Annotated in this window: 17 protein-coding genes; 11 read left to right on the top strand and 6 right to left on the bottom strand. The window is 50.7% G+C overall.

What is annotated here, in order from left to right:
- Position 1 precedes the first annotated feature (1 nt).
- The gene (locus EKM89_RS01740; protein WP_125685440.1) at positions 2-547 is read left to right on the top strand and encodes a phosphoribosyltransferase family protein; all 546 of its coding nucleotides are present in this window, start codon (positions 2-4) and stop codon (positions 545-547) included.
- Between the two features lie 339 nt (positions 548-886).
- On the opposite strand, the gene EKM89_RS01735 is transcribed toward EKM89_RS01740, so the two are convergent.
- The gene (locus EKM89_RS01735; RefSeq protein ID WP_125685439.1) at positions 887-2,560 is read right to left on the bottom strand and encodes a glycoside hydrolase family 13 protein; all 1,674 of its coding nucleotides are present in this window, start codon (positions 2,558-2,560) and stop codon (positions 887-889) included.
- Between the two features lie 229 nt (positions 2,561-2,789).
- On the opposite strand from EKM89_RS01735, the gene EKM89_RS01730 reads away from it, so the two are divergent.
- Positions 2,790-3,779: a LacI family DNA-binding transcriptional regulator gene (locus EKM89_RS01730; RefSeq protein WP_125685438.1), complete on the top strand. Its 990-nt coding sequence runs from the start codon at positions 2,790-2,792 to the stop codon at positions 3,777-3,779.
- A gap of 403 nt (positions 3,780-4,182) precedes the next feature.
- Here EKM89_RS01730 and EKM89_RS01725 read toward each other — a convergent pair whose 3' ends face one another.
- The 3 genes from EKM89_RS01725 to EKM89_RS01715 form a co-directional block, all read right to left on the bottom strand.
- Entirely contained in the window at positions 4,183-5,826 is a 1,644-nt protein-coding gene (locus EKM89_RS01725; RefSeq protein WP_125685437.1) for a peptide ABC transporter substrate-binding protein, read from the bottom strand.
- A gap of 583 nt (positions 5,827-6,409) precedes the next feature.
- Entirely contained in the window at positions 6,410-7,066 is a 657-nt protein-coding gene (locus EKM89_RS01720; RefSeq protein WP_125685436.1) for an EAL domain-containing protein, read from the bottom strand.
- A gap of 330 nt (positions 7,067-7,396) precedes the next feature.
- Complete coding sequence (locus EKM89_RS01715; protein ID WP_125685435.1) at positions 7,397-7,921, bottom strand: GNAT family N-acetyltransferase; 525 nt, start codon at positions 7,919-7,921, stop codon at positions 7,397-7,399.
- Positions 7,922-8,130: 209 nt separating this feature from the next.
- Here EKM89_RS01715 and EKM89_RS01710 point away from each other — a divergent pair, with 209 nt between their 5' ends.
- Positions 8,131-8,805: a TetR/AcrR family transcriptional regulator gene (locus tag EKM89_RS01710; RefSeq protein ID WP_125685434.1), complete on the top strand. Its 675-nt coding sequence runs from the start codon at positions 8,131-8,133 to the stop codon at positions 8,803-8,805.
- Positions 8,783-10,579 (top strand): translation elongation factor 4, encoded by a 1,797-nt coding sequence (gene lepA, locus EKM89_RS01705; RefSeq protein ID WP_125685433.1) that lies wholly within the window; start codon positions 8,783-8,785, stop codon positions 10,577-10,579. Before EKM89_RS01710 ends, lepA begins: the two co-directional genes overlap by 23 nt.
- Positions 10,580-10,958: 379 nt before the next feature.
- Here lepA and EKM89_RS01700 read toward each other — a convergent pair whose 3' ends face one another.
- Both EKM89_RS01700 and EKM89_RS01695 read right to left on the bottom strand, forming a co-directional pair.
- A complete protein-coding gene (locus EKM89_RS01700) occupies positions 10,959-11,420 on the bottom strand; it encodes an NUDIX hydrolase (protein ID WP_125685432.1) in 462 nt (153 codons plus the stop codon).
- Between the two features lie 198 nt (positions 11,421-11,618).
- Positions 11,619-12,155, bottom strand: a complete 537-nt coding sequence (locus tag EKM89_RS01695) for a phenolic acid decarboxylase (protein ID WP_125685431.1) — start codon at positions 12,153-12,155, stop codon at positions 11,619-11,621.
- 181 nt (positions 12,156-12,336) lie between these two features.
- On the opposite strand from EKM89_RS01695, the gene EKM89_RS01690 reads away from it, so the two are divergent.
- The 7 genes from EKM89_RS01690 (at position 12,337) to EKM89_RS01670 (ending at position 20,428) form a co-directional block, all read left to right on the top strand.
- Complete coding sequence (locus tag EKM89_RS01690) at positions 12,337-12,885, top strand: PadR family transcriptional regulator (RefSeq protein ID WP_164510484.1); 549 nt, start codon at positions 12,337-12,339, stop codon at positions 12,883-12,885.
- Positions 12,886-12,889: 4 nt separating this feature from the next.
- Positions 12,890-13,015, top strand: a complete 126-nt coding sequence (locus EKM89_RS14290) for a hypothetical protein (protein WP_263853914.1) — start codon at positions 12,890-12,892, stop codon at positions 13,013-13,015.
- Positions 13,016-14,329: 1,314 nt separating this feature from the next.
- Positions 14,330-15,763, top strand: a complete 1,434-nt coding sequence (locus EKM89_RS01685) for an MFS transporter (protein ID WP_125685429.1) — start codon at positions 14,330-14,332, stop codon at positions 15,761-15,763.
- Positions 15,750-16,607 carry an alpha/beta hydrolase gene (locus EKM89_RS01680; protein WP_125685428.1) on the top strand — a complete coding sequence of 286 codons (858 nt, stop codon included), beginning with the start codon at positions 15,750-15,752 and terminating at the stop codon, positions 16,605-16,607. Before EKM89_RS01685 ends, EKM89_RS01680 begins: the two co-directional genes overlap by 14 nt.
- A 21-nt stretch (positions 16,608-16,628) precedes the next feature.
- The gene (locus EKM89_RS01675; protein ID WP_125685427.1) at positions 16,629-17,681 is read left to right on the top strand and encodes an alpha/beta hydrolase fold domain-containing protein; all 1,053 of its coding nucleotides are present in this window, start codon (positions 16,629-16,631) and stop codon (positions 17,679-17,681) included.
- A gap of 530 nt (positions 17,682-18,211) precedes the next feature.
- Positions 18,212-18,538: a hypothetical protein gene (locus EKM89_RS14155; RefSeq protein ID WP_225421791.1), complete on the top strand. Its 327-nt coding sequence runs from the start codon at positions 18,212-18,214 to the stop codon at positions 18,536-18,538.
- 21 nt (positions 18,539-18,559) lie between these two features.
- Positions 18,560-20,428 carry a glycoside hydrolase family 65 protein gene (locus EKM89_RS01670; RefSeq protein WP_225421790.1) on the top strand — a complete coding sequence of 623 codons (1,869 nt, stop codon included), beginning with the start codon at positions 18,560-18,562 and terminating at the stop codon, positions 20,426-20,428.
- Positions 20,429-20,593 lie beyond the last annotated feature (165 nt).

Below are 20,593 nucleotides of genomic sequence, written 5' to 3'. Positions count from 1 at the left end.
CATGATCAAAACGTATCAATTACAGGTTGGGCCGCTCACACGGCGGTTGCCGGTGATGCCGATCAGTGACACCATGGCAATTGCATCGTTCGTGTTGCTAGGGGACGCCGAGCTAACCGATTATGCGGCCGAGGCGTTGGCCAAAAAGGTGCCAGCTGAGTTCGACTACTTTGTCACGTTGGAAAGTAAGGGGATTCCGTTGGCTCAGGAGTTGAGCCGGTTGACCGGGCATCAGGAATACATCGTCTTGCGTAAGAGTGTTAAGGACTACATGCGGGCGCCGTTGACGGTGCCAGTTAAGGCGATTACGACCAGTGCGCCACAGATTCTAGCGTTGGATGGTGTGGATGCCGATAAATTGGTTGCCAAGCGCGTCGTCATCGTTGACGATGTGATCAGTAGCGGTGGGTCACTAAGTGCGGCGGAAGAGTTGGTAAGTCGCGCGGGGGCCACGGTGGTTGGTCGTCTGGCCATTTTGGCGGAAGGCGATGCGGTCAAACGGACCGACATCGATTACTTGGCAGAGTTACCGCTGTTTCCTCTGTAACGGTTGGTAAATCACTTAACATTTTCAGTAAACTTAGGGGCGAGACGCCCAACTAAAAGGTAGACTACAGCTAGTGAGGTGCCGCGCGTAACGTTGAAATGGTCTGACTATACATCACCCATTTGAAAGCGCTCGGCGCCATCACCAAAAATCACCTGCGCCTCACGCTCTCAGTCGTGATGGTGCAGGTGATTCTTTTGATTAACTTAAGTTGTATGAGCTGGTCGCACTGCGGTGTGGTCGTCTTATTGACCGGTAGATCTGGGCTGGAACGACGTGCCTGAGCCCATAGCAGGTAGAATTCCTGGCAGCCGCAGTGCGACCAGTGACATCATTTTCTTACTTAAACAAGTAGACCTTGGATTCGTAAGGGCGGAACGTGGTGCCTTGGTCATCGGCGTAGTTACCGATCAGCTCTTCGCTGGCGCTGCCTTGGTCGTAGTCGCGGGTCACCGTTTGGTCGGTGAAGTTGTTGATGACTAGCAGGGTCTGGCCGTTGTAGTGACGGCGGTAGGCGAAGACTTGATCGTCATCGGGGTCGAGTTCTTCGTAGTCGCCGAGGACAATGAGGTCGTGGCTATGACGCAGTGCAATCAACTGCCGGTAGTAGTTGAAGACGGAATCGTCGCGGTCAACTTCTTCCTTGGCGTTGATCGTCGTGTAGTTTGGATTTAGCGCAAACCAGGGTGTGCCCGTGGTGAAGCCAGCGTTCTTGGAAGCATCCCAGTGCATAGGTGTCCGAGCGTTATCTCGTGAAATATGGCTGAGGTATTTCAGCATGGTTGGCTTGTCAACGATTTTTTCCTTCGTGACGTTTTCGTCGTAGGCGTTCAGACTTTCCAGGTCTTCATATTGATCGAGGCTGGTGTAGTGGACGTTGGTCATGCCAAGTTCTTCGCCTTCATAAACGTAAGGGGTGCCTTGCAGCATGTGTAGCGTTGTTCCTAACATTTTAGCCGAGACGTCTCGGTACTGCTCACTGTCATTACCGAAGCGAGAAACGGCGCGGGGCTGGTCGTGGTTGTCCCAGAAGAGACTATTCCATCCCTTACCATCGAGGGCATATTGCCAGTCGGATAAGGCCTTCTTCAATTCTGTTAATTTAATCGGGGCATCGTTCCACTTGCCTAGCCGCTTATCTGGATTGGCAGACAGGCCAACGTGGGCGGACTGGAAGATCATATTCAGTTCGTTTGCGTCCAGACCGGTATAGGTAATGGCTCCCTCGGCAGTGGCTCCCGGCATTTCGCCGACGGTCATGACGTCGTAGTGAGACAGGACCTTGTCGTGCATTTCGTGCAGGTAGTCATTCAGCTTGGGGCCGTTAGCAACTACGGCCTCGACGTCGCCATAGACAGCACCGGGTGCCTTGGGTGCATCGGGGAGACCAACTGGCTTGGAAATGAGGCTGATAACGTCCATCCGGAAGCCATCAACACCCTTGTCGAGCCAGAAGCGCATGAGGTCCCAAACTTCATCGTGGACCTTGGGATTTTCCCAGTTCAAGTCGGGTTGACTAGGTGCGAAGAGGTGCAGGTAATATTGGTTTCGTTTCGGTTCAAAGGTCCAGGTCGAACCGTTGAAGTAGGAGCCCCAGTTATTGGGTTCGTGACCGTCAACGGGGTCGCGCCAGATGTAGTAGTCAGAATACGGATTATCCTTGGACTGACGGCTCTTTTGGAACCAGTCGTGTTGATCGGAGGTGTGGTTTACGACCAGGTCCATCAGAAGCTTCAATCCCAATTTATGTGCGCTGGCTAACATCGTTTCAAATTGCGCCATGTTGCCATAGACGGGCTGAACGCTACGGTAATCACTGATGTCGTAACCGTTATCGAAGTCCGGTGACTTGTAAATGGGGTTGAGCCAGATAACATCGGCTCCTAATTTCTTAATGTACGGCAGGCGTTCGGTCAGACCAGCCAAATCACCGACCCCGTCACCATCACTGTCTTGAAAACTCCGGGGATAAACTTGATAGACGACGGCATTTTGCCACCACTGTTTTTCCATGTGAAACCCTCCTAAGATTAGTTGTTGGTTCATCGCTGAATGGGTTGCGTAAAGTTCGTGCGCAACCGCTTACAAAAGTTATTCTAGCATTTTTAGTAAGCGCTGACAATGCCTTAAAACCAATTAAACAAACGTTTGCTTAATTTTAAGGATTTAGCTTTAATTTCGTATCGGAAACGGGTAGAATTGAAAACAGAATGAAAGGGTTACAAGCGAAGGAGGCGGCCAGATGGCGGCGACGATTAAGGATATTGCGCGGTTGGCAGGCGTTTCACCGGCGACCGTATCACGGGTGTTGGCCAACAAGACGGCCTTTTATGGCCCGGCAACGGCGCAAAAGGTGCAGGCGGCCGCTTTGAAACTAGGGTACCGCAAGAATACGGCGGCGGCCGAATTGGTGACGCAGCGTAGCAACGTCATCGCCGTTGTGGTCAACTCGGTCAAGACGAACTTTTCCAGCCAAATTATCACTGGAATTCAGGATACAGCGGCGGCTCACGGATTGAACGTGATCATTGTTTACGCCGGAATTGTGGACCCGGAGGCGCAGCGCAAGGCTTTATTGACGGTAATTGAACGACCGGTCATGGGTATCCTGCTCCTGTCGATCAATTTGACGCCGGAAAACCTGGCGCTGTTGCAGGGAGCGCAGACGCCATACTGTTTTCTATCGATAGCCTTTGATGACGGCGATCTACCGTCGATTGCGTCGGACGACTGGCAGGTTGGCTATGAGGCGACCCAGACACTGCTAAAGGCGGGCCACCGAAAAATTGGTTTGGCAGCGGTCGATAGCGATTCGCATACGGGACGCTTCCGGTTGGCGGGCTATGAGAGCGCGCTACGAGACGCCGGCGTGACACCGCAAGCAGATTGGGTGCAACCAGGCGTTTACAGTTATGCGGCCGGGCGTGAGGCGATGGCCGCGTACGGGGCGACGTCTGGCCTGACAGGTGTGGTTGCCGGTAGTGATATGGCGGCGATCGGTGTCCTGAATCAGTCGCGTGACCTTGGACTAAGGGTCCCCAATGACCTTTCCATCGTCAGCATTGATGGTACAGAGATGTGTGAGCTGGTCCAACCCCAACTGACCAGCGTGTCACAGAACTTTTATGACATGGGTGCGGCCGGTGTTCGTCAGCTATTAGAACCAGACAAGCAGTCCCAACAGGTCACCCCGATTCGGGTGGTCGACCGGCAAACGGTGCGGGTGCTGTGAGTGATTTAAGTGGTGAGCTAAGTCCTGCCATCGTCTTACCGGCCAGCGGGGATGCTGTCTGCTACGGGTTTCATACGACCTGATGCGTCGCTTTCTGATTTTTTGATCGGGCTGTAAAAATTGCAAAAAACAAGCCGCAACCGGAGCGCACTTCAAACGCCGGTTGCGGCCTGTTTCTTCTATTGTATATAAGCTTATTTATACCGAACGGAATTTGTCGACGGGGGAATCGCCAAATTCCGTTCGGTAGAAATCGTTGCGATATAAATTATGCTGCGATTTTACGTGGTCAAGATGTGTGCGCGTGGTCGGCTCCACTCCAGATAACCGAACGTTCCCAGTCTAGGATTATCCAGTTATCAGCCGGAATACTCGCTGGGTAAGCGCCTTTACGCATACGCGGTTACTTAGCGATGTAAGTCGTCTTGAAGTCATAAGGGACACCGGCTGGGTTGTAGTTGATGTTCTTGACCGTATTCCGTAACAGCTGTGACTTAGCAGATTGATACAGGGGAATCGTGCCTTGTTCGTTCATCAAGATCTTTTCAGCCTTGACCAACTTGGTCCAACGTTCAGTTGGCTTGTTGCCGTCTTGGTTTTCGGCCTCGTCGAGCAGCTTGTCGTATTCGGTACTCTTCCAACCAGTCGTGTTATAGCTAGAGTTGGCTTCGAAGACGTCCAAGAAGTTGATGGGATCGGCGAAGACGGATTGCCAGCCGCTTAAGGTCAGTTCATAGTTTCCGTTGTTTTGTTGCGTGATTAGTTGCACGTAAGGCACCGTCTTGATGCTAACCTTGACGTTTGGGAGCTTTTCCAGTGAACTCTGAAGGAATTCAGCGGTCTGTTTGTTGGTGTCGGTATCGGAAACGGAAAGGGTGACGTTGAGCTTCTTATCACCGGTCTGCTTCAGGCCCTTTGCCAATAAGGTTTTGGCTTGCTTCAAATTGTAACTGCTTGCGGTCTTGACGTAGGCTTCCTGGTTGAAGGCTTCGCCGGTCTTGGGGTTGTTGCCCATGCCGGATGGGACGAATCCTTTGGACGCAACGGAACCGTCTTGCAGAACATCGTTGACCAGTTGACTACGGTCGATGGCCAGTGAGAAGGCCTTGCGCACGTCAGTGTTCTTGAAGGCACTGACCTTATTTTGGTTCAAGTCAAGTCGTTCGGAGCCAGTAGGGAGGCGTTTAACAAAGTCCTTGCTGTTCTTGTTGTTCTTGATCTGTTGCCCACTCAGCAAGGTTTCGTCGGTCTTCTTGGCGTTGAAGAGGTTGTAGCTGGTCGTGGTACTTTCGGTGACGACCTCATTGATCTTGGTCAAATGAACGGCCTTTTTATCCCAGTAGGTTGGGTTCTTTGCCAAGGTCCAGGACTTGCCGGTCCCGTTCCACTTGGTTAAGCGGAATGGCCCGTTGTAAACGGTCGTGGCGGAACTGGTCCCGTACTTCTTGCCGTATTTGTTGACGGCGTTTTGGTTGAGCGGGTAGAAGAGCGGCCAAGCCAGTAGTTTTTTGAAGTAGGAAACGGGTTTGGTGAGTTGAACGGTCAGCTTGTATTTGCCAGTGGCTTTGATACCTAACGCGCTCAAGGGTTGCTTCCCCTTGTTGACGGCTTCCGCGTTCTTCACCTGGAAGAGGTAGAAGGCGTCTTGTGAAGCGGTCTTTGGGGCGACGGTTCGTTGCCAAGAATAAACGAAGTCTTTGGCCTGCACGGTATCGCCGTTGGACCATTTGACACCCTTACGCAGGTTAAAGGTGTATGTCTTGCCGCCGTTAGTGACCTTGGTGCTGGTGGCTAAGGCGTTGGCCGGGGTGCCCTTATCGTTGAGCCGGTAGAGACCTTCCTGTGTATTCTGTAAAACGGTGAAGCTGAGCGTATCGGTGGCCTGGGCGAGGTCGGAAGAGGCCAATTCGGAAGACTCGGTCCAGTTCAACACTTGACTGGCCGCGTACTTGCCGCTGGCGCTCCCACTACTGGTCTGACTGCCACAGCCAGCCAGAGTTAATAAACTTAATGCTGCAATCGTGAATAACGTTCCCTTATGTTTCATTCCAAACATCTCCTCAAAAAATATGTAAAAAAATATCGCCCTTATGCTTAAACATAAGGACGATTTCGCTCGCGGTGCCACCTTGATTTATGGGGGACTCACATCCACCATCTCCGTAACTTCTGTTGCCAAAAGTCGGAAGCGGTAACGGGCTTCAAATCGGGCAAGCAGCTTTCACTGATTGCTAGCACCCAGGCTCATCTTCGCGGTTCCGTTGTAAGCCACCTTTTCAGCTACCGGTGGTCTCTGAACTTAGCGGGAACCGCTACTCTTCCTGGTATTGCGTTCGTGTATTTCTAATATGGCTCTAATACTAGTCGGTGGACGGGGGTTTGTCAACAAAAAATCTTAAAGTTGTTTAGGGGCGGGGTGACAGCGATTGTGGATAGTCTATAGAAACAATAGAAAGTATATTGCGGCAAATATTAATATTTTTATCATAAAGTTGCCATACATGATGCGAATATTTATGCAGATAATGTGTTAGTGACCAGAGTACTAAAAATAATCAAAAAAGAAGACAATCTATCCCTAAATTAAGCACATTAGGAATAAATCGTCTTCTTTTGACATGACCACAAACCTAGCCACAATAAGGAACAGGCTTGCTGTAATAATAGCCTTGCGTTGTTTGTGCATTGTATTGCTGGGCGAGCTTCACATCATCTTGATCTTCAATCCCTTCAATCGTGAAGCCGAGTTGATACATGTCCGCAATCTTTCGCCAGGTGTTGAGGCTACCGATCAGTTCGGCTTGCCGATGTTGCAGGCGGAAGTTTTGCATAGCGAACTTGATGTTGTCCATGAAGGGCAGGACATCTTGAATCGCTGGACACCAGGCGTTGTCGGTGCCGACGTCGTCCAAGCTCAATTTAATATCGAATGCCTTGTACAGGGCCACGTAGCGGTGTAGTTCCTCTAGGGTCGGTGCCTCGGTCAATTCGACAGTCAGGTTTAGATTTTTGATGGATTTTTTCAAATGAATCAGATGGCCAATGGTCGTCCGATTCGTGAATTGTTCTCGGTTGAGGTTAAAGGAAATTTCGGGATTATTCTGATGATCCTTCAAAATATTCGTAATCTCTTGATAGGATAACGATACCTGTTGGTCCATTGGTACCGCCGTAAAGTCGGTCGGCGTCACCCAGTAGTCATGGCAATACGAACGTAAGAGTAATTCATAGCCAGCCAGTTTTTGAGTTACCGCGTTGATCTGCGGTTGAACAAAGAAACGATACATTTAGAATAAGATCCCCTTCCCATGCCAGCTAACTCACCAACATTAGTGATTATTATACATCATTGCCAAATTAATTTACAACCGTAATTGTCTAGTCATGGGGTGCTTTTGCCCCTCAATGTTCGGAATTTGTCACCTATTCACCTGATTAGTGAAAACAAATTTGGCCGTTTCCGTACTTCCCACGATAAATGTAAGCCATCCGGCCGAAGAGGGGAGAATCACCACAAGTTGTGGTCGCGGTGTTCCAGCCCATATCTGGTGGCCGGTAAGGCAATGGCTAGCCTACCTTACCCAAAAGGATCATCACTACAGAGCTTTAGTCATTGATTAATCTAAATGAAGTTCGTAGGCCCGCCGTGCATTGTCGCCAGGTTCCGCAACGTGAACGATACCGCGGAAGTGATAGCCCATGCTGGTCGCAATGGCTTGCATCCGCTGGTTCATGGCGTGGGTGTCGATTCGGAAGTTGCGGACGCCGTCGCGGTAGGCCGTACTGATCAGGTTGGAGAAGAAGTAGTGGCTGAGGTGTTGGCCAGCGTAGTCTGCACTTAACGCAATTCGGTGAATCGTGGCGTAAGGAGCCGTCGTGTTGGCCCAACCGTCGCCGGTAATTTCATGGTAGTTCGGGTCGTCGGCGACCACCTGTGCCGCCGTGCCAGCTACATGGCCGTCGACGATCAATAACCAACTTTGCAAGGCGTCAATGTCCTGTGTAATACCGGCTTTGTTTGGATAGCCGTCCTGCCACTGGGGACTGCCATCAGCCTTCAACAGGGCCTTGGCGTTCGCAATAATGGGCATGATGGCCGGTAAGTCGGCCCGGGTCGCCCGTCTGATATAAATTAAACTCATAGTTTTCCTCCCAAATATTGGTTCTGAACTGACTAGTCCGATGATTTACGCCTCATGGGGTGCTCGAATCGTGAGTCAGTACATAACGTCATGTCACTTTCTAGAATACCACTTTGACTCGTTGCTATTGACAGAAATTTAGCGCAGGGGTAAAGTAATTCATATTGAAAAATGACCATTAGTCAATTTTAAGTAAGGAGGCGTCCCCAATGGCAAATGTCCGCTCACCCGATCAGAAGAACGCTAAGGCTCAGCAAATCGCGACCGCTACTTGGCAGTTGTTTTCGCAGCACGCCTTTAGCGATATCTCAATGGCCATGATCGCCCAACAAGCTGGTGTGGCTAAGGGGACGCTGTTCAACTATTATCAGAGTAAAGAAAGTATTTTCATGACGCTACTCTTAACTGGTTATCGTGATTATTTCAGGGAATTGACCGCTGAATTGATGGCGGAACCAGTGGCAACTCCGGCACAACTGAAAATACGATTATTGGCCGAAACCCGTACATTAATCAGCGACCATGCAACCTTGGTCCGGCTTAACGCTTTGCGAGGATCAGTATTGGAATCCCATGCCGACCGCGAGCAGACCGAACAAGGGCGTCGCGACCTCTACGCGGCCAACCTTGCACTCGGCCGCGTAGTTGCCAGCCAAGTTCCGACGCTAAGCGTGGCCCAAGCTAGTCACCTCTTCGTGATTCAAAGCGCCATGATCAGTGGTTTGATGAATCTAAGTGGCCTCGACCAATTTAATCAAACGACCCTCAACGTGGACTTTCCCGCGTTTCAAATCGACTTAGCTGCCGAGGCTTGCCAGACATTTGGCTATTATCTCGACGGCATCTTTCAGGAGGAAATCAATGACTCAGAAAAACACCCGTAACTTTGCCATCATCGCCCATATCGACCACGGGAAATCCACGCTGGCTGACCGAATCATGGAGCAGACGCAGACCGTGAGTGACCGGGACAGTAAGGCCCAACTACTCGACGATTTACAGGTCGAGCAGGCCCACGGCGTCACCGTCAAATCACGAACTGTCCGTAACTATTACCACGCCGACGACGGTCAAGAATATACCTACAATTTTATCGACACCCCGGGACACGTCGACTTCACCTATGAGGTCTCCAAGAGTCTTGCCGCCAGTGACGGTGCCTTGCTGCTGATCGACGCCACGCAAGGCGTTCAGGCTCAAACGGTGGCTAACTTGCGGCTAGCGCAGGACAACCACTTGGTCGTGATTCCCGTTATCAATAAGATCGATGCGGCTGCGGCCGATGTTGACCGCACGGTGGAACAGATTCGGGCGTTGGCGCCAGAATTTGCAACCACAGAGATTCTCAAAATTTCCGCCAAGACCGGGCTTAACGTTCATGATGTGCTGGAGGCCATTCACACGCGAATCCCAGCGCCAGTGGGGGACGTGAAGCAACCGTTAAAGGCCCTCGTGTTCGACTCGCAATACGATGCATTCAAGGGGATCATCGCCTACGTTCGGCTGGTCGACGGGACGCTGGCAACCACTGATAAATTGACCTTGATGGCCAATAATCAAGCGGTTTCGGCCAACGAAATTGGTATTTTCGCTCCTCAACGCGTGGCGACGAAGCAGCTCAGTGCCGGTGATGTGGGCTACGTGGTGACTGGTTTGAAGGATCCACAGGCCTTACGTGTCGGGGATACATTGACGAGTGCCCTAGCGCCCACGGCCACGGCATTACCCGGTTATCAGCCATCCCAGTCGATGGTCTTCGCCGGGTTCTATCCGCAAGGCGACCACTACCATGAGCTGCAGATGGCCGTGGAAAAATTGGCGCTCAACGACACCTCATTTCACTACCATGCCGAGAGCTCCGATGCTCTGGGTGCCGGTTTCCGGTGTGGGTTTTTAGGTATCTTTCACCTGCAGATCATCCGTGAGCGGTTGCACGACGAGTACGGCTTGGACGTCCTGACCACGGCGCCCAACGTGACCTACCGTGTGCATGTAAAGAATGAGGACGAGCCGGTCATCGTGAACAATCCGATTGCCTTTCCCGATTACGCCAAGATTGATTTCGTCGAAGAACCGATGGCTGCGGCAACGATTACTACGACCAGTGAAAGTCTAAGCGACGTGATGAAGTTGGCGACACAGCATAAAGGAGAGTTGCAGGATATGCGCAACCAGGGGGATTTGGTCGTCTTGGTCTACCAGTTGCCCTTTGCCGAAATTGCCTATGATTTCTTCAATGCCCTTAAGTCCGTTTCTCACGGCTACGCAACGTTGACGACCGAGTTGAGTGGGTATGACATTGCCGACGTGGTTAAAATCGAGGTCCATGTGAACTACGCCAAGGTCGATGCGTTGTCCTTTGTGGTGCATCGCGAAGACGCGCCGAAAGTAGCCCAAGAGCTGGTTCATAAACTGAAATTTGTGATTCCGAGAAAGCTCAATCCGATGCCGGTTCAATCCGTAGTCGAAGGCGAGGCATTAGCCAGAGTTGATGTACCGCCATTACGAAAAAATGCGGCGGCTAACGGTGAAAAGAAGAGCACGTCAAAGAAGCAGGCACTGTTGCGCCGCCAGAGTGTCAATAAGCGCCAAGCCGCCCACAGTGACATCGAATTACCGCAAGCCGTCTTTAATGCGGTACTGGACTTGGAGAAATAAGCGTTAAAGATTGAAAGCCGCAAAAAGACTATTGTGACTGTTGGCACAGCAATATGACGGCTAAAGCTAGACAAATTAGCCCATATCTGCCGAGCTCTCGACTGACGTGGTTGTCCAGAAACAACAGGGATTATGCACATAGAAACATTATTGATTTACGCTAATTGCTAACACTCAGGCGAGCTGGAAGCCCATCCTTTAGCTGGAGGCGTTCCCTACAGCAAGCGGAATCCCAGACAGCTGGAGTGCGGCTGTTTTCACTAATTTAGCCGTGATAAGTCCTACTGTTGCAAGAGCGAGGCAAATATTTTGGTGTTCAATCTTTCGTAAGAATTAAAAACGACCCGTAGCAGAATCAATTCCGCTACGGGTCGTTTTTCTAGTCTTGCTGGTCGAAGTAGCGTTTCACCGCGGCTAACATGTCCGCTGACTGTTGGTTCAATAGCGGTGGCAGGTTGTCGAGCGACCAGTATTTCAAATCCAATGTTTCATCCGTGGCCTGCTCCAGTGTGTGCCCACCGACTGGCTGGAGCAAGTAGAGTTGCGAAATGGTCTGGGTGAGGTCGCCATTAGGATATTCCGTGAATCCCTGATCAAAAATACCGAGTGAGTCGATGATTTTCACGTCGAGACCGGCATCTTCCTTGTATTCGCGAACCATAGCGTCGGCGAACGTTTCGCCATATTCCAGGTAGCCACCAGGAAGACTCCAATTGTGTGTGTCGGTCCGCAGATTGAGCAGGACTTCGTGCTGGTCGTTGGCGATGACGCCGGCCGAGGCATTTAGAATCATCGGCTTGTGACCGACTAGCGCGCGCACTTCTTGAATGTAATTTGCCATGTGTCAATAACCTACTTTCTGACGATTTACCCCTAGTATACACGTTTAATGTGAGCCGTTTGTTCGGGGAGAAGGGCATACTAGCGAATGAGGTGATGAGGATGGCTGATACAGCAACCACGATGAAATACAGTCGTCGGCACTATGGTGTGAGTCAAAGTGAGCTGGCAATCGCAGTGCGGCCATTAAACGCCAATCTTACTTATTGATCCGCTTGTAGTTAGCGTCGAAGTACTTGCCGGCACGGATATCGTCGGGTAGGCTGGCGTAAGGGGCTTCACTGATAACGTCTTCGTTATCTTGACCGGCGTCGCCCATGTAGGTGATCTTGGCGAATTCTGGGACAACCAGCTTAGGGTAGGTCTCGTATTTTTCACGAGCAGCTTCCATCACGTCGATGTGGTCGTTTTGATAAGTGACCGTGATCTCGGGGTGGTCTTGGACCCACTTCGGGAAGAAAATCGTGCCGTTCAGTTTGCCCTCGTTTGGCACGAAGTCGAGTGCCACGTCGGTCCCGGTAGGCTCGGTCCAAGCAACCTTGTAAATACCGGGAACTAGCATCACAATGTTGGCCGGTTGGTCGGTGACCCAACGACCAGCGACCATCCCGCCGTGAATCCGGTAATCAACAGTGTGGTCGTTCTTCGCATACCATTCGTACTCCCAATCGTTATCGTAGGTGTAGATGAAGTGGGTGCCCAAGAAATCATCGAGGGTCTTGAATTCTTTAGTCATGTAAAAATCTCCTTTAAATTAAAGTAATCTATTCTATCGGTCAAAGCATGTAATTAATTACATGTTTTTATTTACTCGATTAGTTTAGTCGCTCACCGACTGACTGTCAAGAATTTTCTTGATGTTTGACGTAGGAACTGGTTCAATGAAGACAACGGTATCTGAGAAGGAGGCGGTCACCATCGGTCAGCGAAATCGACTACAGTACATTATTCTAGGCTTGTTGGACCAGCGGCCACAGACCGGTTATGATCTGACCAAGGCGTTTGACAATGAAATTGGGGAGTTCTGGCAGGCGCAGCACAGCCAGATCTACCCGCTGTTAAAGCGCTTGGAGGAGACCGGCGACATCACCCACGAGGTGACCATGACCGGTGAGAAACTTGCCAAGAAGCAGTACCAGTTGACCCCGGCCGGACACGAGAAGTTGGTGGCTTGGATCGGCGAGCCATCACCAGAATTGACGGCGTTGAAGGATGAATTTATTTTGAAATTGTACTTCATCAAGACGGTCGACGATCCGCGCTTACAGCCAATGCTAGAGGAACAGGTCTTATTACACCACCAGCAACTCCAGCACCTCTTGAATCGCCGGGAGACGGTCTTTGCTGACCAGACGGCAATCGACCAGGCGTACGGACATTATTTGATCTTGGATCATGCCATCGAACGTGAACAACACTACGTCCAGTGGCTAGAACGGTATCTGACATCCCGAAAGGACTCGTGAGAGCATGAAATTAATTGAAACGCCACACGTTGAAATCACTGTAGAAGCCCATCACTTAGGCATTGCCTTGTTAGCAATAGCTTTATTGGGGGGCCTTGTTTGGCGTCACAAACGCCACCAGGTAAATTAGATCAGCTGGCATTACGGATAGACGTTGGTAGTCAGCGCGTTTAAACTAATGACTGAAGAAAGTCAAAATGCTTATCCTACTCTTGTGACCGTAGGAATTGTCGCCACTAAATTAGGGATATTGGTCGCACTCCGGCTGCCAGGAATTCCGCTTGCTGTGGGGAACGCCCCCAGCCAAAAGACGGGCTTCCGGCTCGCCTGAAAGCCGCCAAGTCCAGGCGTCTCCCAAGTCATCCCACGATGTAAGCCGGAAAGAACGCCGACTCACGGCTAGCTGCATCCCTGGCTGCCTCCGGATCTGATTGTGTCCGGCCAATTTCAACCACTGAATCCCAGGTGGTGGCTAGGGGTTAAGCATAAAACAATAACGTTTCTGTAGGCGTAATCCGTGTTGCCTCAAACCAACTACGGTAGCCGAGAGGTCGGCAGATATGGGCTCAGGCGCGTCGTTCTACTTAGTCAGGGGGTGTTTTTTCCCGCTGGCTTAGTAGAAAACCAAGCTTGGAGACTCGGCATTTTCGAGGCTTCAAGTTGTGTTCGCACCGTTCCAGCCCATATCTGCCGGCCGGTAAGGCGATGATGGGACAACATTGCCTAATTTTAGTCTCAGTCATGATGGACAGTTCAGAACTTTCAATCTTCAGCTAATGACCAATAGGTTGAAATAATTGCTTTAAACTTCGAAAGTGTGAACAGATTGAGGTTCACACTTTTTTGATGCCTAACTATCAGCTCAAAACAGTTGCTAGTGGATGGTCAGGTAGACAGTTTTATGATGGGAAACATCATTTGGGAAAGTTAACACTTAAACTAACTGAAAAAAATGATGCTAGGAGTGCTGGCTTTTAACGCCCTTGATGGCAAGGGACAAGCTGAATCGGCAACAAGCGGAAATGGAACCGGCCGTCGTCATTATGACAGTCGTTCATTGGCTAACTACCGCGATTACGACGGGTTTAATAGCGTGAGTTTCTCTCAGGCTAAAACGGTCTCACAATAGGCGAAATCTCTGGTAACGACCGTGCGAATAGATTGGCACAATCCCCCTTTGTTAGCCTGTGCATTTAATGAGTTAGTTCGAGTTACAAATTAAGGGTCAAAACCAGTCATCCCCCCATACATCGGTTATGATAAGGTCGATAGCGGTGGTTAGTTTGTCAATTTTTGGTAACGAATCGCGCTAGGTGGGAAAGATGTTAGAAAAGGTAAGTTGCCGGTAAAGAAGGGGGATTATCGAAATACGGCCAGACCGGTATGCTATATATGTAAGCGGTTACAAGATGAGTTATTCAAAATTTTGGGGGAGGTTTTCACCATGGGTAACTGGAAACTATGGAAACAGCGGATGTTCTATGGATCCACTGATATGGCTGGAAATTTAATCTGGCAAATTGTTGGTTTGTACCTGTTGTTCTACTACTCAACGGTTTTAGGACTGTCACCAGCCTTCGTTGGAACATTATTCTTAGTCGTTCGGTTTATTGATGCGTTTGATGCCTTATTCTATGGTTACTTGATTGACCACACGCACTCCAAGTATGGGAAGTCACGGCCATACTTCTTGTGGTTCGGGATTCCTTTAGGTATTTTGACCATGTTACTGTTCTTCAACCCCACGTTTGGTGGGAACAAGGGCATTCAGATGGCCTGGGTATCCGTTATCTACACGTTATTTAGTCTGGTTTATTCCGGAGCGAACACGCCAATCACGGCCATCTTGCCAAGTCTGACCACTGACCCTGATGAACGGACGAACTTAGCAAGTGCTCGGATGGTGATGACCAACATCGGGACCGCCGTTATTGGGTGGATCTCTTTACCAATGGTTGCCAAATTGGGGAACGGTAACGCTCGTCAAGGTTGGGCGATCTGGGGTGTCATCATTGGTATCCTGATTATCATTCTGTTTATTGGGGCCTTCCTGAACTTGCGTGAAAAGTCAGCTGTGGAAACGGAACCAACGGCTGATGGCGAGCAGAAGTCAGAGATCAAGGAACATTTATCCGTGAAGGACTCCTTAAAGGGTGCCTTTAAGAACAAGCCATGGGTGCTCTTGAGTATCAGCTTTATCCTGTTACAAACCTTCTGGGTAATGCGGATGGGAACGGCGGTTTACTACCTGACCTACGTTTACCAGCGTCCAGGATTAGTTGGTGCCTTTAACGGGGTCGTGATTGTGGCCGTTATCGGGAACGTCTCAGTTCCATTCCTGAGTAAGTTCATGAAACACAAGAACGTCCTCGCACTGGCCATGGCCCTGTTCGCTGTTGGTGAAATCTTGATGCCATTGGGGATGAAGATCAACTCCATTCCACTGCTCTTCACAGGGAACATCATTTCATTGATTGCCATGGGGGCTGCCTTCTCAATTGCCTTCGTTATGATTGCCGACACGATTGAATACGCACGTTCCGAATTACACATTGACGAACCCGGCTTCTTGTCTTCCGTACCAATGGTTGGTGCCAAGCTTGGAATGGGTATCGGGGGTGCGCTCTCCGGTTGGATCCTGACGTTTGGTGGCTTCGAAGCAACTGCTAAAGTACAATCGGCTAAGGCGTTAGGCGCTATCAGCTCTAACTTCGTTTGGGTACCAATTGTCTTAGCAATCGTCGTCATCGTCATTCTCCAGATGTACAAGTTGGATGAAGATGAATTGGCTTCCGCAAAGGCATTGCAAGATGCTAAAGAGGGCGTCGTTCCTGAAACACACGATGAAAACGAGCATCTGAAACATGAGGACGCTTAACTTAAGGTTAGGCCCGCCGGATAATACCGTGCCCGTCACATTTTACCAACCGGCTGCCATCGCTGACTTTCACACGTCAGTCCGGCGACCATTGGTGATTCTCCTGCCGGGCGGTGGTTATGAGTTTCGTTCCGATCGGGAAAATGAAATTGTGGCGCTGCAATATTTGGCACAGGGATTTGCCGTGGCCGTCGTGGGCTATCGCCTGCGCGACCAACCACCGGTGTTACCGACAGCGTTGTATCAGTTGGGACACGTGGTCGCCGATTTTCACCGCCGCGCGGCATTCTATGGCATTGCGGCCGACCATATCTTGCTGGTGGGATTCTCCGCCGGGGGGCATTTAGCCGCACTGTACGCGGATCTATGGCCACAACTAGCGGTGACACTACAACTCCCGGCGAAACGGTTAAAGGTGGCAGCATTGACCTTGGCTTATCCGGTGATTGGCCTACGACTAGGGTGGCCAGCCGACCGGACAGCCTTAGCAGCCATTACGGCTGGCTGGGCGGATCACGAAGCCGACTTGCTCGTCACGGCGCAGAACCCACCGACTTTCCTGTGGGCAACGACGGATGATGAGTTGGTGCCGGTCGTCAATACGGAACGGTATGCGGCGGCACTCATAGCCGCCAATGTCCCGGTCACGAAATTGATTTATCCACATGGTCGTCATGGATTGAGTCTAGCCCGTGCTGTTACGGCCTTTCCAACTAAATTTGACGCGGCTGATCCGGCTTTTGGGGAGCAGTTCATTCGACCGGACGTCGCGAAATGGTTCGACCAGCAGTTGCGGTGGTTGGACAAGTTATGGCACCTAGATGACTTTTGGCGCCAACAATAGAACTTGAGAGGGGTAATCGAGATGTTGAATGACACGACAACGAAACAATCATTGGGGTATGATGATGAGCTTAAACGATTACAGAATTTGCACGTGACGAGTGTTGAGGATGGCGTGACCAGTTGGATCAAGAACCGCGATCCGGCGCATACGTTTGAGCCACTCGTTTGGGAAACGGTTGCGGAGATCGAAGAAAATCCACAACTACCAACCGACCTCTTTAGCCTGCGGCAGGGGACCGAAACCTCCGGGCAAAAGGACTTAACGCACGTTGAGATGAAAGTTGAAATGCAACAGATTGTGTCGATGAATCGGCGGGTGCGGGTCATCCGGATTGCACGGATGGACCATTTGACCGCGGACAAGGCGTTGATTTATTTCCATGGCGGCGCTTACTACGGTGGTACGCCGGAAGATGTTTTGCTGGCCTTGAAGTTCGTGGCCGAACAAGCTAATTGCGTGGTCTATAACGTGGATTACGCATTGGCACCGGAACAACCTTATCCAGCAGGGATTCTTGACGGGTTAGCGGTCGTAGCGGCAATGGTCAAGGACTATCGCCACATTTCAGTTGGTGGCGATTCGGCCGGGGGCTCAATTGCTTTAGCCGTGAGCCAACTGTGCCGGTCCATGGGCATTTGCGCGATCGACAGTCACCTGCTGTTCTACCCGACGCTCATTCAGGGGTCTGATTTAAATGGCCCACTGTGGGATGACGGGAGTATTGAAATTGTGCCGGAACAACGTGATGCCCTGCATCGGAGCTACCAGCTGTTTGAGCAGCTCGATACGATCATGAGTGGCTACTATGTTGCGGACCAGCCGATTGACGTGACGGCACCACTCCTGTCGCCATTACTGGCCAACCCGAAGTGCTTCAGAAACACCACGTTGCTGGTCGGTGAGTACGACCCATTCCGGCTACAGGACGAAGCGTTCATCAAACAGGTCGGCCGGGTCAATGACGACGCCAACTACTTCTGCTATGGCGGCATCAGTCACGCCTTTCTGAACTTTACGGGAAACGTGCCAGCGGTTGAGGACGCGCTGGCTACGGCGGCTCGATTACTGTAACTGCTGTCGCTGTCAGATGCCGAATACCGAATACCCGAGGCTTCAGAAACGGGTGTTCAGTAGCCAATGTGGGCGAATGATTAAATAGATTGCAGAATAGAAGAGATGTCATGGGAATGTTCGATTTACCGGGGAACCAGTTGGAAAATTAAGTGCGGTGCCCGTCCATTGCGAGTTGCTATGCTTAATTGGAAATGGTTCGCCGGTAATTTTGATGAACTGGGTGTGTCCCTTAACTTTAAATGGGATTGTGAGCGATGTGGCTGGACAGTGTGGGGCCCTTTCGCCTTATCAACTGGCAGTTTGTTCAGTTAGTACGCACAAACGTGGTTGAGCAGTTAAGTCAGTTGGTATTTCAAGAAGAGTCCCTTAGACTGGGGCCACTGTCATTGCCGAATCGGGTAGCAATGAAGTATATTTTCACTTATGGACAGTGATTTGGAGGACGGAAAGACGGGTCGACAACGTCATCATGGGCGTAACCACTGCGTTATCGACGCGGCGAATAATGGAAGACGGGGGAGATTATATTGATTTTACGGGATTATCATCTAACTTTGCAGGATGTCTCTGACCATCAGCCGGAGTACTTGGAGACGGTCTTCTCTCTGGCAAATGGCCACTTCGGGGTGCGGGCCAACGACCCCATCAGCGGGAACCCAATTACAGGGACGTTGATCAACGGCTTTTATGAAACCGCCCCCATTACGTATGGGGAAGGTGGCGTTGGTTACGCGCAGAAGCACCAGACTATTTTAAATCTGCCCGACCTGCGGCATCTCAACGTATCGACGATTACCGGTCACCGCTTCAGTGAGAGCCAACGCACGGCGGTAGATCTGGACCTGACCACGTGAACATTAGACGAGCAATACGAGTTGCAGACGCATCAAGGCGAGACCATTCAGATGGCCGTGAAGTCCGTGATCGGTCAGAACCAGACGAACTTTTGGGGAGCCAGCTATAGTTTCGTAGCGGGAAATTATGCAGGTGGCTTATTGATCAGTAAGGCAATTGCGGTTCCTGCCGAAGCCGAAGCGATTCCGTCAGCCGATCCGCGAAAGACCCGCATGGCGGGGTTGCCGGTCTGTGAAACGGAATTTATTAATCAAGGCCTGCAACGCTACCACGTTAAGACGCGCACAACCAAGCAGGCTGTAACGGCGTTCATGGGAATTATTACCCCCCATGCTAAACTCCTGCAGCAACCCTTAGATTTAGGCGATCGCCAAGCACATACGTTGGAATATGAAGCCTATGTCGGCGAAGTTGGGGAACAGAATACCATTGATCCGGCTGCCCAGTTTCTTATGAGTTCACTGTCGGCGTTGATTGCTGACAGTCGAGGCTTTTGGCAAGGCGTTTGGCAGCGTAGTGAGGTCACGGTTGGTGGCAATGATGAATTGAACCTCGCCATTCACTACAATGTCTTTCAATTGAACCAGGCTGCTGGTCGTGATGGGCGAACGAACATTGCAGCCAAGGGACTTAGCGGTTCCGGTTATGAAGGACACTACTTCTGGGATACTGAGATGTATATGTTGCCGTACTTCACCTATACCAATCAACCAATGGCTCGGCAACTCCTGTACTACCGGTACCAAACCTTACCTAAGGCGCGGGCCCGGGCCCGGGAGATGGGAGTGAACAAGGGGGCTCTGTTTGCTTGGCGGACCATTAACGGTGAAGAGGCCTCCGCGTACTTCCCGGCTGGCACCGCGCAGTATCACATTGACGCGGATGTTGCCTATGCAGTTGGGAAGTACTATGAAATCACACGAGATCTTGATTTCATTTTGCAGTGTGGGTTTGAAATGGTGCTAGAAACCGCCAAATTCTGGGAAAACTTTGGTTCTTGGCATCAAGTTGGGGCGTCCTCGCGCTTTGAATTTCATACGGTAACGGGGCCCGATGAGTACACGGCGTTAGTCAACAACAACTACTATACCAATCGCTTAGCAAAACACAACTTTGAGCTGGTTGGCTACTTGGCTAATGAGATTCGGCAACGCTATCCGAATAAGCTGGCTGACTTCGGCATTGGACCGGCTGATCTGGAAAAATTTCAGAAATTGGCTGATCACGTGTACTTGCCGTACAGCACGGACTTGCAGATCAATGAGCAGGACGATAGCTTCCTAAGCAAGCCGCGTTGGCCAGCAGATAAGTCGACACCAGAAAACTTCCCGCTGCTGTTGCATTACCACCCACTGACCATTTACCGCTACCAAGTGGCGAAGCAGGCCGATACGTTGCTGGCAGACTACCTGTTTCCAGAGGACCTGTCGATCGATCAGTTGAAGCGCGAGTACGATTACTATGAAGGCGTGACAACGCACGATTCCTCACTCTCTCGGTCGATCTTTAGCATCTTGGCGGCGCGGATGGGTGATCCAGAAAAGGCGTACAAATACTTCATGGACACAGCACGCATGGATTTGGTCAACCTGCAAAAGAATACGGCGGATGGCTTACACCTGGCGAACTTGGGTGGGAGCTGGCTAGCGTTAGTGGCCGGATTTTCAGGATTTTACGTTCAAGATGAGGTCGTCCACTTCACCAATCATTTACCACAGGAAATTACCCGGCTCACTTACCGGATGAAGATTGCGGCCAGTGTCTTGGAAATCGACCTGAGTGTTGACAAGACGTCCGTTACCGTCATCAGCGGCCCAATTCCAACGTACGGGGTCAGCGTGAACGGCGAGCGCATTTCGTTAGTGAAGAGTTCGAGTTACGAGAAATAAAATAATCGAGCAAAAACGTTCAGCGAGTATTTCACTGGGCGTTTTTTGCGCGACCAGAAAAAGTTTTCTCTGAGGTTTTTGGGGGTAAGCACGCGGGTTACTAGCCAATAGGGAAGCAAAACAAGGGCTAAATTTGATTATCAAGTGGGGCCTAAACATTTGAAC

Source organism: Levilactobacillus fujinensis, from assembly GCF_003946335.1.
Classification (GTDB): Bacteria; Bacillota; Bacilli; order Lactobacillales; family Lactobacillaceae; genus Levilactobacillus; species Levilactobacillus fujinensis.
The sequence above is the reverse complement of the archived record's forward strand: the minus strand, read 5'-3'. Positions and strand labels throughout refer to the sequence as shown.

Bases quoted from the DNA above. Each gene is read 5' to 3' on its own strand.
- EKM89_RS01695 (WP_125685431.1), bottom strand. From the start codon at position 12,155: ATGACTAAAGAATTCAAGACCCTCGATGATTTCTTGGGCACCCACTTC.
- EKM89_RS01710 (WP_125685434.1), top strand. From the start codon at position 8,131: ATGGCAAATGTCCGCTCACCCGATCAGAAGAACGCTAAGGCTCAGCAA.
- EKM89_RS01730 (WP_125685438.1), top strand. From the start codon at position 2,790: ATGGCGGCGACGATTAAGGATATTGCGCGGTTGGCAGGCGTTTCACCG.
- EKM89_RS01685 (WP_125685429.1), top strand. From the start codon at position 14,330: ATGGGTAACTGGAAACTATGGAAACAGCGGATGTTCTATGGATCCACT.
- EKM89_RS01715 (WP_125685435.1), bottom strand. From the start codon at position 7,921: ATGAGTTTAATTTATATCAGACGGGCGACCCGGGCCGACTTACCGGCC.
- EKM89_RS01725 (WP_125685437.1), bottom strand. From the start codon at position 5,826: ATGAAACATAAGGGAACGTTATTCACGATTGCAGCATTAAGTTTATTA.
- lepA (WP_125685433.1), top strand. From the start codon at position 8,783: ATGACTCAGAAAAACACCCGTAACTTTGCCATCATCGCCCATATCGAC.
- EKM89_RS14290 (WP_263853914.1), top strand. From the start codon at position 12,890: ATGAAATTAATTGAAACGCCACACGTTGAAATCACTGTAGAAGCCCAT.
- EKM89_RS01675 (WP_125685427.1), top strand. From the start codon at position 16,629: ATGTTGAATGACACGACAACGAAACAATCATTGGGGTATGATGATGAG.
- EKM89_RS01700 (WP_125685432.1), bottom strand. From the start codon at position 11,420: ATGGCAAATTACATTCAAGAAGTGCGCGCGCTAGTCGGTCACAAGCCG.
- EKM89_RS01735 (WP_125685439.1), bottom strand. From the start codon at position 2,560: ATGGAAAAACAGTGGTGGCAAAATGCCGTCGTCTATCAAGTTTATCCC.
- EKM89_RS01680 (WP_125685428.1), top strand. From the start codon at position 15,750: ATGAGGACGCTTAACTTAAGGTTAGGCCCGCCGGATAATACCGTGCCC.
- EKM89_RS01720 (WP_125685436.1), bottom strand. From the start codon at position 7,066: ATGTATCGTTTCTTTGTTCAACCGCAGATCAACGCGGTAACTCAAAAA.
- EKM89_RS01740 (WP_125685440.1), top strand. From the start codon at position 2: ATGATCAAAACGTATCAATTACAGGTTGGGCCGCTCACACGGCGGTTG.